Origin of the sequence: Blautia sp. AM28-27 (assembly GCF_003480905.1) — a bacterium.
Lineage (GTDB): Bacteria > Bacillota > Clostridia > Lachnospirales > Lachnospiraceae > Fusicatenibacter > Fusicatenibacter saccharivorans.
In genome coordinates this window covers 39,563-62,642 of record NZ_QUJK01000001.1, presented here as the reverse complement: position 1 = coordinate 62,642, position 23,080 = coordinate 39,563, and the positions used below count along the sequence as shown (strand labels likewise).

21 protein-coding genes are annotated in these 23,080 nt (G+C 48.5%); 2 read left to right on the top strand and 19 right to left on the bottom strand.

Annotated features, from left to right (window positions below):
- The first annotated feature begins 5 nt into the window (after positions 1–5).
- Positions 6–926: an aldo/keto reductase gene (locus DW743_RS00270; RefSeq protein WP_117761719.1), complete on the top strand. Its 921-nt coding sequence runs from the start codon at positions 6–8 to the stop codon at positions 924–926.
- A gap of 205 nt (positions 927–1,131) precedes the next feature.
- On the opposite strand, the gene DW743_RS00265 is transcribed toward DW743_RS00270, so the two are convergent.
- The 17 genes from DW743_RS00265 to DW743_RS00185 all read right to left on the bottom strand — a co-directional run bounded on the left by DW743_RS00265 (position 1,132) and on the right by DW743_RS00185 (position 19,068).
- Positions 1,132–3,132 (bottom strand): glycoside hydrolase family 31 protein, encoded by a 2,001-nt coding sequence (locus DW743_RS00265; protein WP_117761720.1) that lies wholly within the window; start codon positions 3,130–3,132, stop codon positions 1,132–1,134.
- A 274-nt stretch (positions 3,133–3,406) separates the two neighbouring features.
- A complete protein-coding gene (rplA, locus tag DW743_RS00260) occupies positions 3,407–4,099 on the bottom strand; it encodes a 50S ribosomal protein L1 (RefSeq protein ID WP_022463246.1) in 693 nt (230 codons plus the stop codon).
- 79 nt (positions 4,100–4,178) lie between these two features.
- Positions 4,179–4,604 carry a 50S ribosomal protein L11 gene (gene rplK, locus DW743_RS00255; protein ID WP_022463245.1) on the bottom strand — a complete coding sequence of 142 codons (426 nt, stop codon included), beginning with the start codon at positions 4,602–4,604 and terminating at the stop codon, positions 4,179–4,181.
- A 72-nt stretch (positions 4,605–4,676) separates the two neighbouring features.
- Positions 4,677–5,198, bottom strand: a complete 522-nt coding sequence (gene nusG / locus DW743_RS00250) for a transcription termination/antitermination protein NusG (protein ID WP_022463244.1) — start codon at positions 5,196–5,198, stop codon at positions 4,677–4,679.
- Between the two features lie 16 nt (positions 5,199–5,214).
- Positions 5,215–5,415 carry a preprotein translocase subunit SecE gene (secE, locus tag DW743_RS00245; RefSeq protein ID WP_022463243.1) on the bottom strand — a complete coding sequence of 67 codons (201 nt, stop codon included), beginning with the start codon at positions 5,413–5,415 and terminating at the stop codon, positions 5,215–5,217.
- Between the two features lie 21 nt (positions 5,416–5,436).
- The gene (rpmG, locus tag DW743_RS00240) at positions 5,437–5,586 is read right to left on the bottom strand and encodes a 50S ribosomal protein L33 (protein WP_055219257.1); all 150 of its coding nucleotides are present in this window, start codon (positions 5,584–5,586) and stop codon (positions 5,437–5,439) included.
- Between the two features lie 343 nt (positions 5,587–5,929).
- Positions 5,930–7,414 (bottom strand): C69 family dipeptidase, encoded by a 1,485-nt coding sequence (locus DW743_RS00235; protein ID WP_117761721.1) that lies wholly within the window; start codon positions 7,412–7,414, stop codon positions 5,930–5,932.
- A 72-nt stretch (positions 7,415–7,486) separates the two neighbouring features.
- Positions 7,487–9,184 (bottom strand): M20/M25/M40 family metallo-hydrolase, encoded by a 1,698-nt coding sequence (locus tag DW743_RS00230; RefSeq protein ID WP_158568567.1) that lies wholly within the window; start codon positions 9,182–9,184, stop codon positions 7,487–7,489.
- Positions 9,177–10,487: a CapA family protein gene (locus DW743_RS00225; RefSeq protein WP_158568568.1), complete on the bottom strand. Its 1,311-nt coding sequence runs from the start codon at positions 10,485–10,487 to the stop codon at positions 9,177–9,179. Before DW743_RS00225 ends, DW743_RS00230 begins: the two co-directional genes overlap by 8 nt.
- Positions 10,488–10,615: 128 nt before the next feature.
- A complete protein-coding gene (locus tag DW743_RS00220; protein WP_117761724.1) occupies positions 10,616–11,356 on the bottom strand; it encodes a gamma-glutamyl-gamma-aminobutyrate hydrolase family protein in 741 nt (246 codons plus the stop codon).
- 98 nt (positions 11,357–11,454) lie between these two features.
- Positions 11,455–12,546, bottom strand: coding sequence for a M42 family metallopeptidase (locus tag DW743_RS00215; RefSeq protein ID WP_117761725.1), 1,092 nt, complete (start codon positions 12,544–12,546; stop codon positions 11,455–11,457).
- A gap of 43 nt (positions 12,547–12,589) precedes the next feature.
- Positions 12,590–13,390 (bottom strand): M55 family metallopeptidase, encoded by an 801-nt coding sequence (locus tag DW743_RS00210; protein WP_117761726.1) that lies wholly within the window; start codon positions 13,388–13,390, stop codon positions 12,590–12,592.
- Positions 13,387–14,379, bottom strand: a complete 993-nt coding sequence (locus tag DW743_RS00205) for an ABC transporter ATP-binding protein (protein ID WP_055219243.1) — start codon at positions 14,377–14,379, stop codon at positions 13,387–13,389. The genes DW743_RS00210 and DW743_RS00205 overlap by 4 nt, the downstream gene beginning before the upstream one ends.
- A 1-nt stretch (position 14,380) precedes the next feature.
- Positions 14,381–15,394, bottom strand: a complete 1,014-nt coding sequence (locus DW743_RS00200; protein WP_117761727.1) for an ABC transporter ATP-binding protein — start codon at positions 15,392–15,394, stop codon at positions 14,381–14,383.
- A gap of 15 nt (positions 15,395–15,409) precedes the next feature.
- Positions 15,410–16,294 (bottom strand): ABC transporter permease subunit, encoded by an 885-nt coding sequence (locus DW743_RS00195; RefSeq protein WP_055226724.1) that lies wholly within the window; start codon positions 16,292–16,294, stop codon positions 15,410–15,412.
- A gap of 12 nt (positions 16,295–16,306) precedes the next feature.
- The gene (locus DW743_RS00190) at positions 16,307–17,227 is read right to left on the bottom strand and encodes an ABC transporter permease (RefSeq protein ID WP_022463233.1); all 921 of its coding nucleotides are present in this window, start codon (positions 17,225–17,227) and stop codon (positions 16,307–16,309) included.
- Between the two features lie 140 nt (positions 17,228–17,367).
- Entirely contained in the window at positions 17,368–19,068 is a 1,701-nt protein-coding gene (locus DW743_RS00185) for a glutathione ABC transporter substrate-binding protein (RefSeq protein ID WP_117761728.1), read from the bottom strand.
- A gap of 288 nt (positions 19,069–19,356) precedes the next feature.
- Between DW743_RS00185 and DW743_RS00180 the strand changes: the two genes are divergently transcribed.
- Positions 19,357–21,327 carry a sigma 54-interacting transcriptional regulator gene (locus DW743_RS00180; RefSeq protein ID WP_158568569.1) on the top strand — a complete coding sequence of 657 codons (1,971 nt, stop codon included), beginning with the start codon at positions 19,357–19,359 and terminating at the stop codon, positions 21,325–21,327.
- A gap of 1 nt (position 21,328) precedes the next feature.
- On the opposite strand, the gene DW743_RS00175 is transcribed toward DW743_RS00180, so the two are convergent.
- Together DW743_RS00175 and spoVG are read right to left on the bottom strand one after the other, a co-directional pair.
- Positions 21,329–22,396: a P1 family peptidase gene (locus tag DW743_RS00175; RefSeq protein ID WP_117761730.1), complete on the bottom strand. Its 1,068-nt coding sequence runs from the start codon at positions 22,394–22,396 to the stop codon at positions 21,329–21,331.
- A 381-nt stretch (positions 22,397–22,777) separates the two neighbouring features.
- On the bottom strand, positions 22,778–23,068 hold the full coding sequence (spoVG, locus tag DW743_RS00170; protein WP_022463229.1) for a septation regulator SpoVG: 291 nt from the start codon (positions 23,066–23,068) through the stop codon (positions 22,778–22,780).
- Positions 23,069–23,080: the final 12 nt, after the last annotated feature.

The following is a 23,080-nucleotide window of genomic DNA, read 5'->3' as shown; positions in this document are numbered from 1 at the left end:
CTACTATGAAAGAAACAATTTTAGGCAATCACCTGCGAAAAGTTCCTTCCATTGCAGTCGGATGCATGCGGCTTTCCGAAAAATCGAAGGACGAGATGAATCATTTTATCCACTCCGCTCTGGAGCAGGGCGCATATTTCTTTGATCACGCGGATATCTACGGCGGCGGCATGAGCGAGACTGTGTTCGGTGAGGCATTTTCCGGCGATCCGTCCCTGAAACGGGAGGATATTTTTCTCCAGTCCAAATGCGGCATCCGCCAGGGCTTCTATGATCTGTCGAAAGACCACATCCTGGAATCTGTCGATGGTATTTTAAAACGTCTGCAGACGGATTACCTCGATCTTTTGCTGCTCCACCGGCCGGATGCGCTCGTAGAACCAGAAGATGTAGCTGCCGCCTTTGATGTTCTGTTTGAGAGCGGAAAGGTCCGCCATTTCGGTGTTTCCAACCACAAGCCGATGCAGATTGCACTGCTGCAGAAATATGTCCGCCAGCCACTCGTTGCCAATCAGGTACAGTTCAGCATTCCGGTTTCCAACCTTGTTGCAAATGGCATGGAAGTGAACATGGAAACACCGGGTTCGGTTGACCACGATGGCAGTCTGCTCGATTACTGCCGTCTGCACGATATTACCCTGCAGGCATGGTCTCCGTTCCAGATGCCATCATGGAAAGGATGTTTTCTTGGAAGCGACGAGTACCCGGAACTGAACCGGAAAATCCGTGCACTGGCCGAAAAATACAGCGTCAGTGATACCACGATTGCGGCAGCGTGGATTCTGCGCCACCCGGCAAATATGCAGCTTGTCACAGGTACGGCAAGCGAAAACCGCCTGAAAGAGATTATCGCGGCATGTGCTATTACGCTGACGCGGGAAGAATGGTATGAGCTGTATCTGGCGGCAGGCCATCCGCTTCCGTAAGTTTTTCTGTCCGCCTGCCCATATGCGGAACAAGGCTAAAATCCCCTTTTCGGATCCGTGATTGATTTATAACATCGGAAAAGCATTCCTTTGGATCTTATCGATCTTCTGGAATGCTTTTCCCTTTTCCTTTTCTTTTTTCATGCAGCTATCTGCAATCCGCATTGGCTGCCTGCCCATAACCAAACAACTGCTCTGTGATTTATCAGATCTCTCCCACCAGATATCCCTGTTTTCCGTTGCGCAGGAAGATCGGCAGTGTTTCGATCGGCGCCTCAATTTCATAGGCTTTTCCGCCCTCATAAACATCACCGGTATTTGCCAGCGTCCAGGACGCACCGGCCGGCAGATAAACGGTACGGCTCGTTGCTTTTGCCCGGACAATCGGTGCTACAAGGATGTCGGAGCCGAACATGTAAGCATCGGAGATGTCCCAGCATGCTGCATCCTCCGGGAACTCATAGAACATCGTTCTCATGACCGGTGTTCCTTTTTCGTGTGCTTCTGCCATCAGGCTTCTCGTGTAATCGCGCATTTTTTCGCGGACACCGATGAATTTTGTCAGGATTTCATAATTTTTCTCTCCGAAGCTCCATACCTCGTTGTCAGCTCCGGTTCCCTCACGCACTTCGCCAGCCTTGTTGATGATTTCTTCTCTCGGTCCTCGGTTTCCGTGAATACGCATAACCGGGCAGAAGGTACCAAACTGGAACCAACGCACAAGCAGCTCCTGGAAGTCCGGATCTTCGGTCACACCGCCGTGGAATCCGCCGATATCGGTTGTCCACCACGGAATGCCGCAAAGTCCCATATGAAGGCCTGCGCAGATCTGTTTGCGGAAGTCCTCGTAAGTTGAGAAAATATCGCCGGACCACACAAGGGCTCCGTATTTCTGGCTTCCGAGCCATGCGCAGCGGACGAGGTTGACGATATCCTCCTGGCCGCTCTCTTTCTGGCCCTCGTAGAACATACGGGAATACTCTCTTGGATAAATATTTCCGATCTCTTCCACCGGGCCTGCGGCGTAGCGGTAGCACTCATACTCGTACGTCGAGAACTCCGGCTCTGCTTCATCCAGCCAGAATGTGCGGATGCCGAGATCTGCATAGTTTTTCTTTACTTTTTCCCAGACATACTTTCTCGTTCTCGGATTCGTTGCATCCAAAAAGACATTATTTCCATGGAACAGCATCTGAACATCAACACCTGCATTACTCTTCACAAGAAGTCCCTGTTGTTTCATTTCTTCGTAATTTTCACTTCTCCAGTCGATCTGCGGCCAGATGGAAACCATCGTCTCAATGCCCATCTCGTGCAGCTCGTCGATCATTGCCTTCGGATCCGGGAAGTATTCCTCGTCAAAACGGTAATCACCGCATCTTGGCCAGTGATAGTAGTCGATCACGAAAACATCCAGCGGAATGCCGCGTTTTTTGTACTCGCGCGCCACGTTCAGAACCTGCTCCTGGTTGTAGTAGCGCAGCTTGCACTGCCAGAAGCCAAGGCCGTACTCCGGCATCATCGGAACTTTACCAATGGCATCTGCAAAGTGCTCTTCAATTTCCGCCGGGGTATCACCTGCGGTTACCCAGTAGTCGAGCTGCTTTGTGGTGCGTGCCAGCCATTCCGTTGTGTTTGTTCCGAAATGAACCTCACCGACTGCTGCATTGTGCCACAGGAAGCCGTAGCCAAGGCTCGATACATAAAACGGAATGCTCGCCTGCGAATTGCGGTGCGCCAGTTCCAGGTTGCATCCCTTCAGGTTCATTCGCTCCTGCTGATACTGTCCCATACCGTAAATCTTCTCATCCGGGTTGGAATCGAAGGATACTTTCAGCTGATAAGCGCCGCCCTTCAATGCACGGTAATCGTGTGCGCGCAGGCAGAGCGCTCCGCCGTTCGCGATCTCGGAGAGCAGCACCTCGCCCTTCTGATTCAGGAACGTAATCCGCAGCTTCTGTCCCCACGGCTGAAGCTCGAGAACCGCCTGGATTTTACCGTTTTTGATCGTCGCTTTCAGTTCATCCACCAGCTCAATTTCCGCTTCCACCGGTTCCGGATCAAGCAGTGCAATGCTTCCCTCTTCTATCTCCGAAAGAAGCGTACCTCTCACCCGAAGACTGTCCTTCTGCCACGGCTCCATTCGGACCGTCTCCCCATCCTGCCGGAAAATCAGCGCATTTCCCTGTTTTTCAAAATACTGCATAAAAACCTCCCTTTCCATCCCCCGCCGCCCCATAAGCGCACGCGGGCTCTGCTGTTTTCGTTTGCTTTCTACTTAGTATTATACTAACATTTCGGGCAGAATACTTGATCTTAATTTTCATGTTCTAACACTATTTTGATCTTTTTCAATTATTTCCCATTGAAATAAAGCTCTTTCTTAAGGAATCGGAATTCGCCTTTCCCCTGCGTCCGTTTTTCAACGCAAAGAACCCCCGGAGCCATTACAGCCCCGGGGGTTCTCAGTATTTCATTTATTATGCAAGCTTCAAAGTATTAACCTTAACTCCAGGTCCCATAGTAGGAGCCAGAGTAACGCTCTTCAGGTACTGTCCCTTCAGAGTAGCCGGTTTTGCTTTGTTGATTGCACCGATCAGCGTCTGGAAGTTGTCGCTTAACTGCTCCTCAGTAAAAGAAGCTTTTCCGATTGGCACGTGGATAATGTTTGTTTTGTCAAGACGATACTCAATCTTACCTGCTTTGATCTCTTTAACGGCTTTGGTAACATCCATAGTTACGGTACCAGCCTTCGGGTTTGGCATTAAACCTTTCGGTCCAAGTACACGGCCCAGACGACCAACAACACCCATCATATCCGGTGTAGCAACAACAACGTCGTAATCAAACCAGCCATCGTTCTGGATTCTCGGGATCAGCTCCTCAGCTCCAACGAACTCTGCACCTGCTGCAACAGCCTCATCAGCTTTTGCGCCTTTAGCGAAAACAAGTACACGAACCTGTTTTCCGGTACCGTGCGGCAGAACAACTGCTCCACGGATCTGCTGGTCTGCGTGACGTCCGTCACAACCAGTTTTGATGTGAACTTCGATTGTCTCGTCAAATTTAGCAGTAGCTAATTTCTTAACTGTGGAAATAGCATCTGCCGGATCGTACTGAATGCTACGATCAACTGCTTTTGCAGCCTCTAAATATTTCTTACCATGTTTCATTGTCTAATAACCTCCTGGTGGTAGTTGCGGGAATCTCCCTCCCACGTCAATACGAGAAGATGTAAACTCTTCTTCTAAATTAGTCCTCTACAACGATACCCATACTTCTTGCGGTACCTGCGATCATGCTCATAGCTGCCTCAACAGTTGCTGCATTCAGGTCTGGCATCTTCATCTCTGCGATCTCACGAACTTTGTCCTTAGAGATAGTAGCAACTTTCGTTTTGTTCGGAACGCCGGAACCAGATTTCAGGTTGCAGGCTTTCTTAAGCAGAACTGCTGCCGGAGGAGTTTTGGTTATGAAGCTGAAACTTCTGTCTGCATATACAGTGATAACTACAGGGATGATCAGGTCTCCCTTATCTGCTGTTCTTGCGTTGAACTCTTTGGTAAACTGTACGATGTTTACTCCGTGCTGTCCAAGTGCAGGTCCAACCGGTGGTGCTGGTGTTGCTTTACCAGCAGGAATCTGTAATTTGATATATCCTGTAACTTTCTTTGCCATTTTACGGCACCTCCTAAATAAATGTGGTAATTGCGGGAATTTCCCTCCCACGAAACGCCCCTGGGGCATTTCTTACATCTTCTTGACTTCTGCGAAACTTATTTCTACCGGCGTTTCGCGGCCGAACAGCTCAACATTGATGGTAACCATCTGTTTTGTATCGTTGATACTCTGAATCAGTCCGGTTGTATCCTTCCATGCGCCGCCTGTTACAACGACTGCATCGCCGACTTCAAGGTCAAGCTCAACCTTTTCCTCACCACCGGTGATTCCAAGGTTCACCATTTCCTCATCCGTAAGCGGTACCGGCTTGGATCCCGGTCCTACGAAGCCCGTAACACCTCTGGTATTGCGGACAACATACCAGGTATCGTCGTTCATGATCATGTTGATCAGAACGTAGCCCGGAAACAATTTCCGGAGTACCTGTTTCTTGGTTCCGTTCTTGACTTCAACAACTTCTTCCATAGGAACACGTACTTCCAAAATCTGATCCTCAAGATGACGGTTCTCAATTGTTTTCTCAATATTGGCTTTTACTTTGTTTTCATAGCCCGAATAGGTGTGGACTACATACCAGTTTACTTCTGACATTCTGACACCTTTATCCTTATTTGATCAATAAATTGACGAACTCGATTACAGCGCTGTCAACCAGGGTGATTAACCCGCAGGTTACTGCAGAGATCGCTACGACTGCAACGGTCTGCTTGCCCAGCGTTTTGTTGTCAACCCAGATGATTTTTCTGAACTCTGCTTTCAAGCCCTTGAACCAGCTCTTTTTGGATGCCTTTTTTTCAGTTTCTGCCATTGGATCACCTCTTACCAAAGATTATTTGGTTTCTTTGTGCATTGTGTGCTTTTTGCAGAATCTGCAGTACTTCTTTGTCTCCATTCTCTCAGGATGGTTCTTTTTCTCTTTTGTCATGTTGTAATTACGCTGTTTGCATTCAGTACATGCCAATGTGATTTTTACGCGCACGACTTCCACCTCCACTGTGTATTTGCGTTATCGCTTGTGATCCTTGCGGATCAGCGGCGGTCTCTTCATTTCTGCCCTGTTTTTGCTGCTCGTACTTCAGCAATTTCAGGCATAAAAAAAAGACCTTCTTCCATGTCGCTGGTTTATTGTAGCACAGGAACTGCCTGTTGTCAACAAAATTCACCAAAGTACGCTGAGATTTTTTATCAGGATCGTATCGTTCACCGGTGTCCGGCGAACTGTAACACCCTGTTTGTTCGAGGCGGTTCCGGACAGGAAATGATTCTGCGCGCAATTTTTCCTGCGCGCAGAACCATTCTCTTATTCTTTCCCTTAAAAAGCCTTACGCATCCGATCTGGAATACGCGTTTTTCATCTGGTTGCTGAGTTCAAAGAGTACCTTGTGCAGTGTTGCACCCGTCTCTTTTTTCAGCATTTCAGCGATTTTGTTGTTTGCTTCTTCTCTCAATTGTGTCTGTTTTGTTTCGTCTGTCTCCCCTGCAAGCAGCGCATCGTACTGATGGATCAGTGCATGGCCTTTTGCCATCACCTTTTCCTGATACCGCTCAATGTGGAAGATAGAAGACTTATAGGATGCATCTGCCATTGCTGCCACCATGCGGCTTGCCCAGTAGAAGTTATCTGTGGAAACCTCTCCCGTTGTGTTGGAAAGATACTCCGGTGTTGTCGTCACATCGGTGTAGAACGGAACCAGCACATTGAATGCATTTGACGCAAATGCAATCCACTGCAGAATGCCGTTGTCTCCTTTGTGATCCGGGCGCATCTGGATGACAGAAAGGAAATCGGTCCGGTTGACACCGATGGATCGGTATGCCCCTTTCCACGATTTATCGCCGTATGCGGCATACGGGTCGTACGGTGTTCCCTGATAGTGGGAGGACAGTACGTATTTCACATCCTCTACGGTGATCTTCTTCTCCGGAACCATCATCCACGGAATATCGTCAGATACCGGTGTGTAATCGGCATCCGGTCCGTCCCATTTTTTCGTGTGCGGGTTCAGATAGCGCTCCATGAACCAGGCACGCGGTGTATTGTAAACGTGATCGGAATCATCGTGGCTTCCGAAAGCATCGCGCGGATTAAAATTTCCATCCATAGAAAGATCCAGATGATATGTTTCAATAAATTCTTTCAAGTCTGCTGAGCACATATATTCCTTCTGTTCGCCGAGTGCATCCTCCAGATCAAAATGGTCGATGCCAAGCTGGTTCGGCATGGCCACATAATGGTCATCCGGCACTTTCACTGCCATCCAGTGATGGCCGCCGATCGTCTCCAGCCACCAGATCTCATCGTGGTCCTGAAATGCAATGCCGTTCATCTCGTATGTACCGTACTGCTCCAGCAGGCTGCCCAGTCTTTTGACACCTTCTCTGGCGCTTTTAATATAAGGAAGAACAATATAAACGAGGTCCTCCTCGCCGATTCCGCCCGGAACCTCTTCTTTTCCGTCTTCCGCCGGCTGATAAACGACAAGCGGATCAGCACCCAGCACACGCGGATTCGATGTGATTGTCTCGGTCGCAGTCATACCGACCTGCGCTGCATTCACGCCGCTTGCCGCCCAGACACCCTCGCCTTTTTCTGCGTTTGGCACTGCAGTGTACCGCATCGGATTGTCCGGAAGCTCAATGGTCAGATGAGAAATCTCGGTTTTATAGGTTCTCGGCTGCTCCTCCGGGTGAATCACTACAAATTTTTTCGATGTATAATGGCCTGCACCGGAATCGTCGTTTCGCGCGATCATGGTGGAACCGTCATACGATGCTTTCTTTCCAACTAAAATGGTTGTACAAGGCATAGCTATAGCCCTCCTTTTGCTGTCTTATGCTTCCGATTATGACACTTCCAGCTGCGATTTGCAAGCACCATGTCATCTGTCGTTTTCTTCCTTTTTTACAAAATAAACCGTATCAATTCCTTCTCCCCTGTCATCCTTCAGCCGCCGGACAAGACTATATCCCAGCTTGTCCAGGATATGCTCCTGGGCCCCGTTCGTGGACCAGGTACGGAGAGTAATCCGGCTTCCCGGAAATTTTGCCGCGATGTCCTTTTCTGCTTCTGCATACATTACCTCCGAAATTCCCTGTCCGCGGTAATCCGGCCAGACGCAGAGGGTGGTCAGATAGCAGGAATCCGGATATGCTTCCAGATTTTCACAGTTAAAATGATCCTTCCAGGTCATAAAGGCCCGCACGACTCCCTCTTCCTTCCACAACACCACATGCTGACTGCAGATATTCTCCAGATATTCTGCAATTCCATCCGTCTTTTCTTCTGTCTCGGCCCAGTTCGTCTGGGATGTACTGTTGCGGTGGGAAAGCGGCGGAACGAAATCCTGATCGCACAGCTCCAGCAGCCGCCGGATTTCCTCTTTCTCTTTTGGGTCCTCTATCCCGTCCCTTACAACGACTCTGCTCTCGCAGCACATCCACGGAAGCCGGCATACGAGTGCTACGGCTGCACACATGCCATCTTCTACACTGGCGGCATCAAGCCATTCTTCTCTGGTATGTGCTCCCCCGCCCCGGCAGAAACCGACACAGATGGCAGGAATATGCCGCGACAATGGGATATTACAGTCTGTAGATGCCTCAGAGCATACCGGCTCTTCCCCGTCGGCTGCCTTCAGCGTTTTCTGCGCACACCGCGTCATACGTGCCATCTGGACAGGATCGGTTTCTCTTGCGCACGGCCGCTTTCCGACGAGCTCACAGGAATACTGTACCTCCTCACTCTGGCGTGCTGCTATGGTCTGCTCCAGATATGTTTCGCAGGCTTCCAGACTCCGGTAATCCTCCGAACGGAATTCAAACAGCATGGAGGCATCCTGCGCAATCGTATTAACAGAGGTTCCTCCCTCTATTTTTCCCACATTGTATGTTGTATGAGATGCTGCATCCGTCTGAAAACGGTAAAGCTCTCCGATCAGACCCGCAAGCTCTGCAATGGCATTTTTTCTTCCGAAATTCAGGAAAGAATGACCGCCCTTTGTTTTTGCCGAAATCCGATACCGGACAGACCCGATGCAGATGGGATACATTTTATCCCGATACAGGTCAAAGGCTGCCATTCCACACAGATTTTTTTCATAATGGTCGACAAGCGCGCGAACTCCGCACAGATTGCCAAGCCCTTCTTCTCCCAGATCCGCTGCAAAAATCAGACCGCATGGAAGCTCCGGCTCTGTCTCATGAACGTATTTTGCTGCCATCAGAAGCATCACGACATTCACGGTATCGTCTGTGATGCCGGGACAACGCCAGATCATTCCGTCTTCTTTAATCTCCAGCGGCTCCTCCAGCGAAAACACAGTGTCCAGATGCGCCGTATACAGAACCTTCTTTTCCTGTTCCGGCCGATACTCCCAGATTACATTTCCAAGCTCATCCGTATGAACCGACTCCATGCCCTGCTGTTTCATCCATTCCATGCAATATGCGATTCTCTGATCCTCTTTTCCCGTTTCCGTCGGGGTCAGTGTCAGCTCCCGCAGCGTCTGCAGCGCAAGTTCTTTGTTGTTCCGGCAAAAGTTTCGGTATTCCTCTTCTATTTCCCATTTTTTACGCATGAAGTACAATCCTTCCTTCTTTGTATTCCCATTCTGTTCCATATCTCTTGCTCACGCGGGTGAGATATTCTGCAATTTTTTCTGCTGTTTTTTCGTCTGCCACGTACGGAATATTTTTTTCTGCGTTTTCCCTGTCCATACCAAGCTCGACCGGCAGAAGCTCCAGATGTGTGCATTTTCCCTGACAGATCTCGAAATACGGCAGCACACTCCGATAGACCTCCGGAATTTCGTAGAGGGAATGTGAGGACTGCTCCTGCCGCCTGGCGATTCCGATGGATGCTGCCGTGTGAATATTCAGACCATATTTTTCCATGTAGTCCGCAGGCAGAAGGCGTACATACTGATTTTCAAAAATAAAATTTCCGAGGCAGTAGAAAATCGGACAGTCATGATACAGTTCGATTCCCTTCAGCTGATGCGTTCCGCCCCCGATCACCGCACTGGCTCCCGCATCGATACAGGCGTGTGCAAATTCCTCCAGAAAATAATCCGCTTCCTCGTCATTGTCCTTACGGATTTCATGTGAATGTACCATAACCAGGACTGCCTCACATGTCATCTTCGCTTCCCGGATTGCATCGACGGTGCGTTTCACATCGATCGGATTCGGGCTGGAGCTTCTTCCCTCTGTTCCGTCCTTGCTGATTTCAAACATTTTCCCGCCAAATTCCATGACACCCTCGGGAAGCGGAGCTATGAATCCCTCCTGCCGATGCAGATCCCGCAGTCCGTTGATTCCGGTCACCTCCGCAATCTTTGCAAGATCCTGCGCATGTTTTTCCGTAATGGTATATTTTTCCGAAAAGCGCAGCGGATTTAAGCCCGGCCGGCCCGGCTGTCGTTCCGTCTGGCTTCCCGCTCTGGCTGCATTTTCAAAGGTAGAACAGATATCAATCACCGCAATCTGTCCCGCCGTTGTGTCCAGAATGGCAGGACGTGATGCTTCATAAAGATTTTTTCCTGCTCCGGCATACGCCACATCCTTTTTTTTCAGTTCACGGATCGTAGATGCAAGTCCTTCGTAGGAATAATCCATCGTATGATTATTCGAAATTCCAAGAAAATTAAAACCGTAACGCAGGGTGTCTTCCAGACACTTCGCATCTGCCGTCAGCCATGTTCCGCCGGAATACGCCGATGCGTAACAGCTGCCGTCCGATATCGTTGTTTCCAGATTTGCCATCCGGACTTCTCCCTGCATCAGAAATTCGCGAATCGGCAAAACATCCTGATACCCCGGCAGAAGCCGTTTCATAATCAGAATATCACCCGCCGCCGATACTCTTATTGTTCTGTTCATTCTTTTTTTGCCTCCCGAACGATTCCCTCTCTCTGCTTTTGGAATCGCATCCTTATCCATTCTTATTTTTTCGTAACGGTTCAGAGCCCCATCCCGGTTTTTCTTTCCTTTTACATGCTTCCAAATCGTTACCTTTTTTCTCTGTATCTGCTGCTTCTTTCTACCAGATCCGCAAAAAGGCGGTTCATCTCCGGCGCTGAGTGGATCAGCCCTTCCGGATGCCACTGTACGGCCACAATCTGTCCGTTGCGGCTTTCTATCGCCTCGATGGTTCCATCCGGCGCCGTTGCTGAAACCACGATGTCCTCTCCCGGCGTACGCACTGCCTGATGATGCATGGAGTTTACCGCATGGGTTCCCGCCCCAAGGATTTCTGCCAGATGGGTTCCCTCTTTAATTTCTACATGGTGATGCAGATACGACCGCTCCAGGGACTGCAGATGCAGAATTGTAGTTTCCTTCTGTGTATAGATATCCTGGTACAGATCACCGCCGCACAGGACATTTAAAAACTGAATTCCTTTGCAGATGCCAAGCATAGGCATTCCCATCTCTTTTGCTGCCCGTCCAAGTGCAAACCATGCCTCGTCGATCTCTGGGCGGATGGTCTGGATCTGCGGTTTTGGCTCTTCTCCATAATACCACGGATTTAAGTCCTCTCCGCCGGGAACCAGAATTCCGTCGCACACAGCAAGTATGCCTTCCGGATCCGCTTTCATGGCAACTGCCGGAATTGCCATCGGAATTCCGCCGTTGTTCAGAACTGATTCGATATAATCGCTGTTGACATACATTCTCTCCGCACTTGAAAAAAGTCCCGGCTGTGTTTTATACGTATTTCCCAAGATTCCAATGATCGGTTTTTCCACTTGTAAACTCTCCTTTTTTTACCAGATATGCCGAAAACGGCTTCACCTTTCCTGTGAACCCGCTTCCGGCATTCTTTTTCTTTCGTTATCCGATTTTTTTACAGTACATCCTGATGGCAGATATGACGGATTTTTTCTTCATCCAAAGCCCGGATCACATTTGCTGCCATCGCACTTGCCGCTTCAAGATCTTCTCTTGCGCAGAAATTATAATGGCTGTGCGCATAGCGGGATGGAACACCAAGCACCAGACACGGAACTGCTTTTCCTGTCACACTGATTTTTGCTGCGTTTGTACTTCCGCCTCTTCTTACACTCTCCTGGTATTTGATTCCGCATTTTGCTGCCACTTCCTCGGCCAGTGAAATAAACTGCGTATTGGAAATATAGCTGTTGTCCAGGATACGAATCTGAACACCCTTCTTCATGCAGCCCTGTGCCTGTCCTGCGCTGATGAAAAAGTCATCGGAAGGAGATCCTTCAAATACAATGGCAAGATCCGGTTTTACAATCTGGCTCGTTACCACAGCACCGCGAGTTCCGACCTCCTCCTGCGCCGCAAAGGCACCGACCACATTAACTGCAAGAGAAGCCTGCTCCTTTTCCAGCTGTTTCATCGTATCTACGATGCACGCGCAGCCGGCACGGTTGTCAAATGCTTTTCCGAAGCAGATTTCATGCTCTGCATCGTATTCAAAGGTTACATCCGGCATCATCGGATCACCGATATGGATTCCGAAAACGTTTTCAACCTCCTCGCGGCTGGTTGCTCCGACATCCACATACATTTTTTCAATTTCCAGAGTCTGGCTGTTGCGTTCTGCTGTTGTCATGAAATGAACCGGTTTTGCACAGATAATACCATGTACCATTTTTCCGGATCTGGTGCGGATCCATACCGCATGTGCCGGAAGGCTGGTCAGATGAAAGCCGCCAAGCATAATAATGCCAAGGCATCCGTTGTCCTGGATATTCTGTACCATGAAACCGCATGCGTCCAGATGGGCATCCAGCTGGATGACCGGACGGGAATCCTTCTCTGTTCCCGGCATCCGCACATACAGGTTATTCATTGCGTCATTTTCTACATCAAATTCTTTGCAGTAATCTGCTATGGTACGGATGACATCCTCCTCGAATCCACTTGGTCCAAATGCATCGGAAAGCTTACCAAACATTTCTATATCCATTGTTTTATCCTCTTTTCTTTGGGTTTCTGTCAGATTTATATTCTTAATATACAACAAAGCAGTGTGCTGTGACAATATCCATCCAGCGATCTGTCTCCAGCTTATTTGTGAAGGTATCTACCTTCTGCATTCCCGGATAAAACGACATCGTGTACGCTTTTTTCCAGTCTTTATAGGTTACCTCATACGTAAAGTGCTCAGGAAGGGCCACCTGACACTCTTTTTTCTGTCCGGTAACTGCCTTTTTTACCCCTTCCCGGATTTCGGAGATCACTTTTTCTTTCGCTTTGCACCACGTTGACGCACCGACACCATGCTTTGTTTCCACCGTCGTAATGCCCGGAACCAGTTCCTTGGCCTGTCGGCAGATCTCTTCATCTCCGGAAAGAAACAGCACCGGTACGTGATGTGATGCTGCCGTATAGCTGTTCAGCATGCACTCACTCATCACTTTTCCATTCAGATGGATATACAGGCTGTTTCCTGTCGATGTGTGGCTGATCGAAAAATTCGGATCTCCTGCCGGTGCATGGTATCCAAGATACAACACGCCGTCATAGCTGTCGTCGATGCCATACATCATATTGTACGGATGACCGCTCTTTCCCCGGATCAGGGTGACATACTCCGGCATTTTCAGTGGGTCAATGTTAGATGCATCTCCATGACCGTCCTTTACAACGATCTCATCCGCCCCCGCTTCATGCGCCGCTTCGCATGCCGCAACGACCTCTTCGGTCATCTCCTCTGCAAATTTCTGGTACACGCTTTCCTTCTTATGCGTTTCATCGGTCAGCGCCACTCCGGCACATCCTTCGATGTCTGCACTGATAAAAAGCTTCATTTCTGCTGTTCCCTTCTTTCTTTATCATAAAGATGACAATATACGTAATGTCCGTCATCCACTTCATACCGCTCCGGCGCCTGTGTTTTACAGCATTCCATGCATTTTGGACATCTGGTGTGGAATTTGCAGCCTGTCGGCGGCTTGTGCGCGGACGGGATACTTCCCTCAAGCAGAATTCTTTCTCTTTTTGCCGTCGGATCCGGAACCGGAACTGCGGAAAGCAGTGCCTGCGTATACGGATGCATCGGATTGCTGTAAATTTTCTCTTTTTCTCCGACCTCCACAAAATTGCCGAGATACATAACACCGACACGGTCACTGATATATTCCACAACGCTCAGGTCATGTGCAACAAAAATATAGGTCAGATCCAGGTCATGCTTCAGTTCATTTAAAAGATTCAGAACCTGCGCCTGAATAGACACATCCAGTGCCGAAACCGGTTCGTCTGCGATGATCAGAGACGGTTCTACCGCAAGTGCACGGGCAATTCCGATTCTCTGACGCTGACCGCCGGAAAATTCATGTGGATAACGGTTTGCATGGTAGTCATCCAGTCCTACCCGGTGCAAAAGATCCAGCACTTTCTTTTCCAGATCCGCTTTATCCTGATACAGATGATGCACCAGCAGCGGCTCTGCAATGATGTCAAAAACGGACATCCGTGGATTCAGGGACGCATACGGATCCTGAAAAACCATCTGTACCTTTTTCCGGATGGAACGCATTCTCCGGTCATTGTACTCTGTAATATCTTCTCCATCCAGATACACATGGCCCGATGTCAGATTTTCCAGTTTGCAGACGCCTCTTCCCAGCGTGGATTTTCCGCAGCCGGACTCGCCTACAATTCCGAATACCTCGCCTTTTTTCACCTCAAAGGTAACTCCGTCTACCGCTTTGACGAATTCCTTTTTTCCAAATCCGCTTCCGGCAACCGGATAATAAATTTTCAAATCCTCTACTCTAAGTAATGTATCCGACATCCTAGTCACCTGCCTTCTCTACGTGATCTGTTTTGAGCTGTCCGCTTTCGCAGAGCCAGCATCTGCTGATATGGCCTTCCTCGATCTGGAAAAATCCCGGTTCTTCCTCGCGGCATTTTTCCGAAGCGTATGGACATCGCGGCTCAAATTTGCAGCCTTTCGGCATATATTTCGGGTTTGGAACGTTACCCGGAATCGACTTCAGTTCTTTTCCGGCGTCTCCCAGTCTCGGAATGGATCCCAGCAGTCCTTTCGTATACGGGTGGGACGGATTGGCGAAAATTGTTTTTACATCTCCCCGCTCTACCACGCGGCCGCAGTACATAACGGCAACATCATCGCAGACCTCTGCGACAACACCAAGATCATGTGTAATAAACAGGATCGATGTACCTGTCTCTTTTTTCAGCTGATTCATCAGATCCAGTATCTGTGCCTGAATCGTTACATCCAGTGCAGTCGTCGGCTCATCCGCAATCAGGATTTCCGGCTTGCATACAAGTGCCATGGCAATCATGACCCTCTGTCTCTGGCCGCCGGAAAGCTGGAACGGATACTCCTTCATCATATGTTCCACACGCGGAACACCGGTTTTCCGGAGCATATCTTCCGCCTTTTTCAGTGCCTCTTTTTTTGATATTTTTTCGTGCTGCAGAACGCATTCTGCCACCTGGTCTCCAATCTTCATGACCGGATTCAGACTGGTCATCGGTTCCTGGAAAATCATGGAAATTTTGCTTCCGCGCAGCTTTCTCTGCTGTTCCTTCGTCAGCTTTACAATGTCATCGCCATCCAGCAGGATTTCGCCGTCAGCAATTTTTCCTTTCGTTCCGGCCAGTAATCCCATCACAGAGAGGGATGTCACGCTCTTTCCACTTCCCGACTCGCCTACGATGCCAAGCGTTGCGCCGCGTCGAAGCTCCACATCGACACCGTCTACTGCTTTGATCACACCGCCATCGGTATAGAAATACGTATGTAAATTTTTTATCTCAAGTACGTTATCAGTAGCCACTTCTGCTCCTCCTTATCAATCGGAAAGTTTCGGATCGAGTGCATCGCGAAGTCCGTCGCCTAACAGGTTAAAGCTCAGTACGGTAAGGAAAATCGCAAGACCCGGGAAAATCGTCACATACATTGCGCTCGTCATATAGTTTCTTCCGTTGGAAAGAAGCAGTCCCCATTCCGGTGTCGGCGGCTGTGCTCCCATTCCCAGGAAGGAAAGGCTCGATGCCGTCAGAATGGAAGATCCAAATGACATGGAATACTGTACAATGATGTCCGGAATGGCTCCCGGCAGAATATGGTGAAACAGAATTCTCGCATCGGAAACACCGATGTTCCGTGCCGCCAGGACAAAAACGGAATTTTTCAGGGTCAGCGTTTTGCTTCGGACAAGCCGTGCGAAGGTCGGTGTAGAAAAGACAGCGACCGCAATCACAACGTTTGTCATGCCGCTTCCGAGGATTGCCACGATGGCGATTGCAAGAATCAGTCCCGGAAAAGCAAACAGGACATCGCAGATTCTCATAATAATAGAATCAATCCATCCGCCGTAATATCCGGCCAGAAGTCCGAGAATGGTACCACAGACTGCACCGACCGTAACAGCGCCGAATCCGACTGCAAGTGAAATCCGGGTTCCACAGACGATACGGGAAAACAGATCCCGTCCAAACTCATCCGTTCCAAACAGGTGCTTCATACTTGGTCCCTGCAGAATCGCATTATAATCATACTCATTGATTCCGTACGGCACAATTTTGCTTCCGAAAAACGCAAGGAAAATGAGAAAAATGATAAAACAAAGCGCAACTACTGCATTTTTCTGTTTTTTAAATTTTCGAACCATCTCAGAAAACGGAGTTTTAATTCTCTCCTGGTTCTCGGTCTGTACTTTTTTCTTTTCTTTCATTCCACTCATCTCCTACTGAAGTTTAATTTCCGGATTCAGAACCGCATAGAGGATATCGACAATCAGGTTGATGACGATAAACTGCAGCGAAAAGATCAGAATCAGGGACTGGATTGCCGGATAATCTCTGTAATTGACCGATTCAATCAGAAGGGAGCCAAGGCCAGGATAGGCAAATACCGTTTCTGTGACAACAGAACCTCCCAGCAGAAAGCCGAACTGCAGACCCACAACCGTCACGACGGAGATCATGGAGTTGCGGAAAACATGCTTCCAGATCACAACCTTTTCTTTGATTCCTTTTGCTCTTGCTGTTCTGACGTAATCTTCTTTTAAAACCTCAATAATGGAGGATCTTGTAAATCGTGCGATCACGGCTGCAATTCCAACGCCAAGCGTAATCGACGGCATAATCAGACTTTTCAGGCTTGTTCCGCTTGTTGTCGGCAGAATTCGCAGTTTTACCGCAAACAGCATAATCAGCAGAAAGCCGATCCAGAACGAGGGGAGCGAAATACCTGAGACCGCAATCGTCATTCCGGTATAATCCTGCCATTTTCCCCGGTGTGTTCCGGACCACACACCAAAGAGCACACCAACAACCGAGCTCCACAGCAATGTGACAAATGCCAGACGGACGGTATTTCCGAATCTTCCCGCAATTTCCTTTGTAACCGGCTGCTTTGTTCGAAGGGAGGTTCCGAGATTTCCTTTTAAAAGTCCTGTCACATAGGTAACATACTGTGTCGGAATGGATTTATTAAGGCCAAGCTCTTCTCTTACTGCCTCTACGTCATCCTGTGTTGCCTGCTCTCCTGCAACGAGTCTCGCCGGATCTCCCGGAATCAGGCGGACAAAGAAAAATACAAATGTAACAACAATAATCAGTGTGGGGATCGTACCCACAATACGCTTCAGTATATATTTTGGCATATTGCATCTCCTACTTTCATGCTTATCCTACAGGTACAATCCCACGGATCACTGCCTGCTTTCCTGTTTGTAAGAAACCGGCGCCCTCTTTTGACGGAAGGACGCCGGGGTCTTTTTCATATCCTTGTTTCAGTCTGCCGTTATTCGGCTGCCATTCTGGCATTTCTCATGCCGATGCTTCCATCGCCTAACAGATATACTCCGGTAATGTTGTTGCTGGTTGCCCAGATGTTTTTATCGTTTGCGATGCAGAGCAGCGGGAGATCCTTCCATACGATATCCTGTACTTCTCCATAGATCTCACCACGTTTGTCTTCATCTGCAGTTGCAAGACCGTCTTTGAGAAGCTGATCTACTTTTTCATTCTCATAGTAGCTGATATTGTAGCTCATCGGCGGCTCAGACTCGGTTGCCAGCATCGGACGAAGTCCCCAGTCGGCATCACCGGTGGAAGTAGACCATCCGCTTAAGTAGCAGTCAACCTCGGCATCTGCTCCTGCGCAGTCAGCTCCCTGAACCTTTTCATTCAGAACGGCACTTTCCATTCCGTTCAATTCCAGATCAATACCAACCTCAGAAAGCTGCTGTTTGTAGAACTCTGCTTTTTTCTGATTTGCTGTCGTGTTGCTGTACATCAGTGTTGTGGTAAATCCATCCGGATATCCTGCTTCCTTTAACAGCTCTTTTGCTTTTTCCGGATCGTAGGAATACGGATCATTTCCTTTGTAGTGCTGTACTGCTTCTCCTACCATAGAAGTTGCCACAGAACCGTAACCGTTCATAACGACCTGGATATATGCCTCTTTGTTGATTGCATAAGCCATTGCCTCACGAACCTTAACATCGTTGAACGGTGCTTTCTGTGTATTCATGAAGAAGTACCATACGGTGATGCTGTCGCCCATTCCAACGGATACGTTGCTGTCACCTTTTAAGGTGTCAACGCTTTCGGTCGGTACAGACCACATAATCTGTGCGTCACCTGCCTGAACTGCAGATACACGGGTAGCACTTTCTGCAACCGGTTTGAATGTGATGCTCTTAAATCCTGCATCTGCATCTGCCAGAGCAGTTCCGCCGCAGACGTCTGCGTCATACCCCCACCAGTCTTTGTTCAGCTCTACCTTCATATGGTCACCGGCAACCCACTCAACAAATTTGTACTGGCCGGTTCCTACCGGTGCCTGTGCACAGGCATCTTCTCCTGCTTCAATCTGTTTCGGGCTCATGATCAGCGTAGCCGGATGTGCCAGGTTGCTGATGAAAGCACCGAATGACTGTGATAAATAAATTTTAACGGTATAATCATCTATCTTCTCTGCATGATCCAGAACATTGCAGAGGAATGTAGTACGTTTCAGTCCAAGGCTCTTGTCTGCCCATTTATTTACGTTTGCAATCAGGGCGTCTGCATTCCACGGAGTTCCATCGGTAAAGCTTACGCCCTCACGAAGATGGATCGTATACTCGGTTGCTTCATCGTTTGCTTCGTAGCTGGTTGCCAGCATCGGAATGATCTGCATATTCTCATCGAATCCAAACAAACCGTCCATCATCATTCGCTGTACACCACCGGAAAGTGTATCGGAAGTATCCATCGGATCCATAGTGGTAAAGTCTACAGCTACCATTGCCGTAACATCAGAATCCTGGGATACCGACTCGCCTGCCGGAATCGTGATGGTATTCTCTGTATCTGCTTCCGAACCGGATGAGGTCGATGCAGCAGATGCTGTTGATGTGCTCTTACTTGTGTCAGAAGAACCTGTCGATCCACATGCTGTCAGTGCCAGTGCCGTTGCTGCTGCAACCAGAGCACGCATTACATGTCTTTTTTTCATTGTTGTCTCCTCCTTTTCTGCAAGTGTTGCTGTTTTCTTTGTTCTTTCTTCTCACAGATAACAGAACCATGATATAAAAAAGAGCAAAGATGCCTTACCTTTTTTTTACAGCCCCTTTGCTTAATCGGTATTATAGATGTAATGCGTCACTATGTCAAAGCATTCTTCCTGATTTTTTCTTTTCTTTTTTGTCTTTTTGCATTTAGGTTGTTTATTTTCGTCAAAAATGATATAATTATCCTAATTTTTAACCCATTACCACTTTTTAGCAGGAAAAGAGGTCCCTTTATGAACAGAAAACAAAAGCTTGGCAACGTATTGATCATTTCTTCCCGGAAACGAATGCTTTCCGAATTTCAGTCTTATCTTCACTCCGTGCTCGGTGAATATCTCACCTTTAATACCCTTTTAAGAGAGCAGGCCACAGACCCCTCTCTCTTCCGGGGATACCAGTGCGTCCTTTTTCCAACCGTCCGCGCCATGGAAACCTTTCCGCTTACCCTTGACTCCTCCATTTTGCAGCTCCCCTGCGACCGCGTTTTCAACCATATGTTCCTGGATAAAATCATTCAGATTCCGCCGCACGAACGTGTCTATCTGGTAAACGATGATAAATATTCCACGCTCGCTATCATTTCCCAGCTTGAGGAATGCGGCATCACACAATACGACTTTGTTCCGTTTTATCCCGGATGCAAGGATACCGAGTCTGACATTCAGTTTGCCATCACCGCCGGCGAGCCGCAGCTCGTTCCTTCCCGCATTCCCAATGTGCTGGATATTGGCAACCGCATCATCGATATTTCCACTATTTTACAGCTCTGCGAATATTTCAACATTCCTCTGCAGACCGTAAACCGTGTATCGCGCAATTATGTCAATCAGATTCTTCACACCGTCAAGACCTCAGAAACTTACTATACAAATTATGTACAGACCGAACAGCTCATGCAGGTGATCCTGTTCTCTCTTCCCATTGGCATCTGTCTGTTTGGTGCGGATGGCCGCATTCAGTTCATGAACGCTAAATTTGCACATGCCTTCTCGCTTCCTTCCTCCAACTTTGAAGGACAGCCTTTTTCGGAATGTCTTCCGCCTGCCTACGCGGACACTGCTTTCGACCGCAACGGTGACTGGACCATTCTCCTTTCGGATCAGAAAACACAGATCACGTTAAGCGTTCTCTCTATGGTTTTTCCGGATACAGAACCTGTTTTTCTTGCGTTTCTTCCCGAGAGCAGATCCACGGAAATGTCGGTATCAAAAGACGAAAAAACGGAAGAAAGCACTTTTTTTGCTTCCTCCCGTACCTTTTCACTTTCCCTGTCCCACGCAGATTCCGTCCAGAATCTGATGGCGCAGGCCAGACATCTTGCACTTTTTGATTTTCCAATTCTGATCCAGGGAGAAAGCGGTACACAGCGCAGGACACTCGCACGTGCGATCCACAATTTTTCGCGCCGCCATCATTATCCGTTTTCCGTTCTTCATTCTCCGGGAAATGATCTGACCGAAGCCTCCCTGCTCCGGCTTCTTGCCGAAACCAACCATGGCACACTCGTCCTTTCCCAGGTGGACCGTTTTCCGCTTTCCATTCAGGATCTGCTGGTCAATGTTCTTACCAATGTTCATGGTAACTTCTTTTCCGCACCGGAAACCCGCCGTTTCGATGTGCGGATCATTGCTATTGCGGATGATAACCTTTACAAAAAAGTAGAAAAAGGAACCTTCCTGCGGGAACTTTTTCACCTTTTAAGTACTTCAGAGCTTCAGACAGTCCCGCTCCGCAGACGCAGGGAGGATATTCCCGATCTTCTGAATTACTTTCTGCTTCAGTTTTTCCACAACACCGATATGACCTGCGACCGGATCTTTTCGGAAGGGCTTCTGCGCTTTCTGAAGGAATATGCGTACCCCGGAAATATTCATGAGCTGTACAATCTGTCCTGCAGCCTGTTTACCCGGTACAGCAGCCATAAGCTGCAGCTTTCCGATCTGCCGACGTACCTCCGCTCCCGCCAGATGGCTGACGTTTCCCTCACCGACCTTCAATATCAGGTTCTTTCTTTCGTATCGACGCATCCGAAAGCAGGCCGCCTGGCAATCAAAAACGGACTGGCCGACGGAGAAACCTTTGTATCCGAAGCGGCTCTGCGCACCGTACTCGGAGAGCTTTCTTCCGCCGGTTATCTCATCGTGCACCGCACAAAAGGCGGATGTGAAATTTCCGAGCTGGGGCGTATGGTTCTGGAAAAATAATTCATTTCAGAAATCCCGGTATTTCCAGAAATTCGGCAAGGCTGCGGTATCTGGCTCCGTCCAGGCCTCTTTTTTCCTTTGCGGTTACCATAGAGTTCAGGATCGCTTCCTCCACAGCCTCTGCCGCTGCTTCAAATGCCTCGTTGATTTTTTCTTCTTTTATCCGGGCGCACGCTTCCACCTCACATGTACTCTTTGTGTCTACGCGGTTTGCTGTTGTAAATCCGATCATGATTTCACCGCTTCCGTGGCCGGTGTAGGCTCCTGTTCTGGCGATTCCGACTCCACAGCGGCGGATAATCCGGTACAGCTGCCGCTCCGATACCGGAAGGTCTGTTGCCAGAACCGTCATAATAGATCCCCGGTCTTCGGCGCTGCTTCCGCATTCTTCCTTCCGGATCCGCTCCAGAATCTTCTCTCCTGCCGGTTTTCCACTGATTTTCAAATCTCTGGTTGCTCCGAAATTTGACTGTACCAGAACACCAATGGTATATGTTTTTCCGTCAAACACCAGCGTGCGGGATGCTGATCCGATTCCCCCTTTCAGCCCATAGCAGATAGTTCCTGTTCCGGCACCGATATCACCTTCCGCAAAGTCTGTATCCGCCTGCTCCAGTGCCTGATACAGCTCTTTTTCCCCCACTACCCGGTTACAAATCTCATTGATTCTCGAATCATTACATTCTCCGACAACCGGATTGATAGAAAAAACATCTTCCCCTTCTTTTCGGGTCTGCTGTATCATCCATGAAATCATGGCATCCGCCACTTTTCCGACATTCAGTGTATTGGTCAGGGCAATGGGCGTTTCAAGAGTTCCGAGCTCCTGTACCTGCACAAGACCGCACGTTTTCCCGAAACCATTATGCACATAGGCAGACGCCAGGTACTTTTTCAGAAACGGATTGCCTTCTCCCGGCACAATCACCGTCACTCCGGTATGCTGATTTCCACTTTCCACCGTCGCATGGCCTACCCGCACACCGGGCACATCCGTAATTTTGTTTCGCGGTCCGTTTTCATGATGTCCGATCCGATATCCGTAATCGCTGATTCTCTTCTGTCTCATCCTGTTTCCTCCTCTTTTTATGATGTACTCCCGGAATTTTTCAGCTCACGCAAATACAGGCACAAAAAAAGACTCCGAAGATACATTTTTCTCTCACTTTACGCTCTCTTCTCTCTTCTGTCCATACCTCTTCCCACAATTTTTCTTCTTTTCTTTATATTTTTTCCATTTCTTTTAGAATTTGGACACACTTTGCTCACATATTCCTTTTATAATAAAGCTCGGATAGTTGATAAACCACTCACTATCTCCCCCCTCATAAAAAGATGGCGATATACTTTTGTATATCGTCATCTTTGTTTTTACTGACAAAAACGCCCCCGGGCGGAAAACGTAACCACTTCCGTTTTCCGCCCGGGGGCATTCTTTCTTCCTTTTTGCTCAGGCCTCTGCAGCAGCTTCCTCTGCTTCCGCTTCTGCCATCGCCTGTTCGTACTGTTTCAGGATAATGGTCTGAATTTTTTCTCTGGTTCCGGAGTTGATCGGATGTGCGATATCGCGGTACTCCCCGTCCGTAGCCTTACGGCTCGGCATTGCGATGAACAGTCCTTTTTCTCCTTCAATCACCTTGATATCATGTACGACAAATTCGTCATCGATTGTGATAGACACAACCGCCTTCATTTTTCCTTCTTTTGTTACCTTGCGTACTCTCACGTCTGTAATGTTCATAAACTTTTATGC

What these genes read in the sequence shown, in the direction of transcription:
- DW743_RS00270 (WP_117761719.1), top strand. Translation starts at nt 6, where the DNA reads ATGAAAGAAACAATTTTAGGCAATCACCTGCGAAAAGTTCCTTCCATT.
- DW743_RS00265 (WP_117761720.1), bottom strand. Translation starts at nt 3,132, where the DNA reads ATGCAGTATTTTGAAAAACAGGGAAATGCGCTGATTTTCCGGCAGGAT.
- rplA (WP_022463246.1), bottom strand. Translation starts at nt 4,099, where the DNA reads ATGAAACATGGTAAGAAATATTTAGAGGCTGCAAAAGCAGTTGATCGT.
- rplK (WP_022463245.1), bottom strand. Translation starts at nt 4,604, where the DNA reads ATGGCAAAGAAAGTTACAGGATATATCAAATTACAGATTCCTGCTGGT.
- nusG (WP_022463244.1), bottom strand. Translation starts at nt 5,198, where the DNA reads ATGTCAGAAGTAAACTGGTATGTAGTCCACACCTATTCGGGCTATGAA.
- secE (WP_022463243.1), bottom strand. Translation starts at nt 5,415, where the DNA reads ATGGCAGAAACTGAAAAAAAGGCATCCAAAAAGAGCTGGTTCAAGGGC.
- DW743_RS00235 (WP_117761721.1), bottom strand. Translation starts at nt 7,414, where the DNA reads ATGCCTTGTACAACCATTTTAGTTGGAAAGAAAGCATCGTATGACGGT.
- DW743_RS00230 (WP_158568567.1), bottom strand. Translation starts at nt 9,184, where the DNA reads ATGCGTAAAAAATGGGAAATAGAAGAGGAATACCGAAACTTTTGCCGG.
- DW743_RS00225 (WP_158568568.1), bottom strand. Translation starts at nt 10,487, where the DNA reads ATGAACAGAACAATAAGAGTATCGGCGGCGGGTGATATTCTGATTATG.
- DW743_RS00215 (WP_117761725.1), bottom strand. Translation starts at nt 12,546, where the DNA reads ATGGATATAGAAATGTTTGGTAAGCTTTCCGATGCATTTGGACCAAGT.
- DW743_RS00210 (WP_117761726.1), bottom strand. Translation starts at nt 13,390, where the DNA reads ATGAAGCTTTTTATCAGTGCAGACATCGAAGGATGTGCCGGAGTGGCG.
- DW743_RS00205 (WP_055219243.1), bottom strand. Translation starts at nt 14,379, where the DNA reads ATGTCGGATACATTACTTAGAGTAGAGGATTTGAAAATTTATTATCCG.
- DW743_RS00195 (WP_055226724.1), bottom strand. Translation starts at nt 16,294, where the DNA reads ATGAAAGAAAAGAAAAAAGTACAGACCGAGAACCAGGAGAGAATTAAA.
- DW743_RS00190 (WP_022463233.1), bottom strand. Translation starts at nt 17,227, where the DNA reads ATGCCAAAATATATACTGAAGCGTATTGTGGGTACGATCCCCACACTG.
- DW743_RS00185 (WP_117761728.1), bottom strand. Translation starts at nt 19,068, where the DNA reads ATGAAAAAAAGACATGTAATGCGTGCTCTGGTTGCAGCAGCAACGGCA.
- DW743_RS00180 (WP_158568569.1), top strand. Translation starts at nt 19,357, where the DNA reads ATGAACAGAAAACAAAAGCTTGGCAACGTATTGATCATTTCTTCCCGG.
- DW743_RS00175 (WP_117761730.1), bottom strand. Translation starts at nt 22,396, where the DNA reads ATGAGACAGAAGAGAATCAGCGATTACGGATATCGGATCGGACATCAT.
- spoVG (WP_022463229.1), bottom strand. Translation starts at nt 23,068, where the DNA reads ATGAACATTACAGACGTGAGAGTACGCAAGGTAACAAAAGAAGGAAAA.